This is a genomic window from Bartonella sp. TT110JLCBS, assembly GCF_042193405.1.
GTDB lineage: Bacteria > Pseudomonadota > Alphaproteobacteria > Rhizobiales > Rhizobiaceae > Bartonella.
In genome coordinates this window covers 1-1,150 of sequence record NZ_JBHILT010000119.1, presented here as the reverse complement: position 1 = coordinate 1,150, position 1,150 = coordinate 1, and the positions used below count along the sequence as shown (strand labels likewise).

Here is a 1,150-nt window from a genome sequence, read left to right as displayed (position 1 = left end):
AAACTTGCTGCTAAAGAAAAAAAGCTTTGGTTAAAAAAGAAACCCACTAAATTTACCGATAGCAAATTTGGACAGACCTACACAGTTTATCGGAGAGACGATTTGTTTGATCCTAACAGAATTTCTTACTGGATGGTAAAAGGGGAAACGGTATGGGGCACTAATATTGATAGAATGAAAGCAAGAAGAGCACCTATAGGATATGATGGTAAGTCTGTTGAGTTGCATCACCTAAATCAAACCCCTGATGGACCCTTAGCAGAAATGAGCCATGAATTTCATAAAAAATATACTTCTGTTATTCATGCTAATCCAAAAACACATCAATCGCTCATAGATAGAAAAAAGTTTGAGAAGCAGAGAGAGGAATATTGGTATAAACTTGGTAATGGGTATGGAGAACAAGAAAACAGTAATTTAGGAGGAATAATCAATATGAGATGGGGTATCATAGGTCTAGATTTTAACAGATGGGGACAGGAGCACCGGCAGTAATGCTCTACGATTGATGAAAAGAGAAAAAACAGAGACTTATAAAATAATTTATGGAGAATAATTGATGAAAACCTATACCTTAGATGATGTTGCAGTCTTAATTGATAAGGTTAATAAATATGATGATGATATTATCAATTTTGGTACTGAAAAAAATGCGGTTGATGATCTTGTGATTGAAAAGGCAGAGAAAGCTTTGGATTTAAAATTCACATCGTCTTACAAAGTTTTTTTAAAAAAATATGTAGGAGGGGAAATTGGTGGTGAAGAAATTTATAGCCTTTATGGAGATTGTGGGGAAGGTATTCCTGCTGGTGATATTGTTTACCAAAACTTACTCGATAGAAAACATGGTTTTGCGACACCAGAACAGCTCGTTGTGAGTTATGATCTTGATGAAACCTTTTATTTTGATTATACGCAGTTTCGGGATGGAGAATGCCCACTTTATGTCAGGCTTCCATCTGAAGATTGCGAATATTACGCCAGTAATTTTTATGAATTCCTTTGCAAAAGAATTAAAGTACACGTGGGAGAAGAGATACCTGAAGGTGATCAACCGATTGAAAAGATTGAGAACACTCCCACTCCGCAACCTATCCCTTTTTACAAGAGCTTTTGGAAAAAACTATGGAAGAGGTGAAATTGATAGAGG

Annotated in this window: 2 protein-coding genes; both read left to right on the top strand. The window is 35.7% G+C overall.

Features of this window, described 5'->3' with window-relative positions:
- The coding region (locus ACFILW_RS09885; RefSeq protein WP_375685741.1) for an HNH/ENDO VII family nuclease at window positions 1-495 on the top strand (495 nt) is incomplete at its 5' end.
- Window positions 496-559: 64 nt separating this feature from the next.
- On the top strand, window positions 560-1,138 hold the full coding sequence (locus ACFILW_RS09880) for an SMI1/KNR4 family protein (RefSeq protein ID WP_375630400.1): 579 nt from the start codon (window positions 560-562) through the stop codon (window positions 1,136-1,138).
- Window positions 1,139-1,150: the final 12 nt, after the last annotated feature.

Bases quoted from the DNA above. Each gene is read 5' to 3' on its own strand.
- ACFILW_RS09880 (WP_375630400.1), top strand. From the start codon at position 560: ATGAAAACCTATACCTTAGATGATGTTGCAGTCTTAATTGATAAGGTT.